The organism is Streptomyces turgidiscabies Car8 (genome assembly GCF_000331005.1).
GTDB classification, from domain to species: Bacteria; Actinomycetota; Actinomycetes; order Streptomycetales; family Streptomycetaceae; genus Streptomyces; species Streptomyces turgidiscabies.
In genome coordinates, this window is record NZ_AEJB01000311.1 from 1 (window position 1) to 1191 (window position 1191).

Genomic DNA, 1191 nt, shown 5'->3' on the forward strand with positions numbered 1-1191 from the left:
CGGCCTCTTTCGTCTTTCGGTACGCGCGTCAGTGCGAGCAAGACCACGTTCAGGGAAAGCGCTACCGGTACGAGCCGGACGTACGGCAGGATCCGAGAATGGAGCACGTACGTGATGTCTCTGAACTGCCGAAAGCCCATCTGCATCTGCACTTCACCGGGTCGATGCGGTCAGCGACGCTGCTGGAACTGGCCGACAAGTACGGTGTGCGGCTGCCCGAGGCGCTGACCGACGCCCTCACCAGTGGCGAGCCGCCGAAACTAAGGGCGACCGACGAGCGGGGCTGGTTCCGTTTCCAGCGCCTGTACGACGCGGCCCGGTCCTGTCTGCGGGAGCCCGAGGACATCCAGCGGCTGGTCCGCGAGGCCGCCGAGGAGGACGCGAAGGACGGCTCCGGCTGGCTGGAGATCCAGGTCGACCCGACGTCGTACGCCCCCCGTCTGGGCGGTCTGATCCCGGCGCTGGAGATCATCCTGGACGCGGTGGAGACGGCCGGCCGGGAGACCGGGATCGGGATGCGGGTCCTGGTGGCCGCGAACCGTATGAAGCACCCTCTGGACGCGCGCACGCTGGCCCGCCTTGCCGTGCGGTACGCGGATCGGGGTGTCGTGGGCTTCGGGCTCTCCAACGACGAACGGCGGGGCATGGCCCGGGACTTCGACCGGGCCTTCGCCATCGCGCGTGAGGGCGGTCTGCTGTCGGCCCCGCACGGCGGTGAGCTGACGGGCCCGTCGTCGGTCCGTGACTGTCTGGACGACCTGCACGCGTCCCGGATCGGCCACGGCGTGCGGGCGGCCGAGGACCCGCGCCTGTTGAAGCGCCTCGCCGACCGCCAGATCACGTGTGAGGTGTGCCCGGCCTCGAACGTCGCCCTGGGGGTGTACGAGAAGCCCGAGGACGTGCCGCTGCGCAAGCTCTTCGAGGCGGGTGTCCCGCTGGCGCTGGGCGCCGACGACCCGCTTCTCTTCGGTTCCCGGCTGGCGGCCCAGTACGAGATCGCCCGGGAGTACCACGCCTTCACGGACGCGGAACTGGCCGAACTGGCCCGGCAGTCGGTACGGGGTTCGGCGGCGCCGGAGGACGTACGGGCGAAGCTGCTGGCGGGGATCGACGACTGGCTGGTCTCGTAGCCGTAGCCCTGCGGGGGTTCCTAGAGGCTGACGCCGACCGTCACCGGTTCGTTGACGAGGG

At 70.0% G+C, this 1191-nt stretch carries 1 protein-coding gene; it reads left to right on the forward strand.

What is annotated here, in order from left to right:
- The first annotated feature begins 98 nt into the window (after positions 1 to 98).
- Positions 99 to 1130 (forward strand): adenosine deaminase, encoded by a 1032-nt coding sequence (locus STRTUCAR8_RS20305; protein WP_044472542.1) that lies wholly within the window; start codon positions 99 to 101, stop codon positions 1128 to 1130.
- The last annotated feature ends 61 nt before the right edge of the window (positions 1131 to 1191 follow it).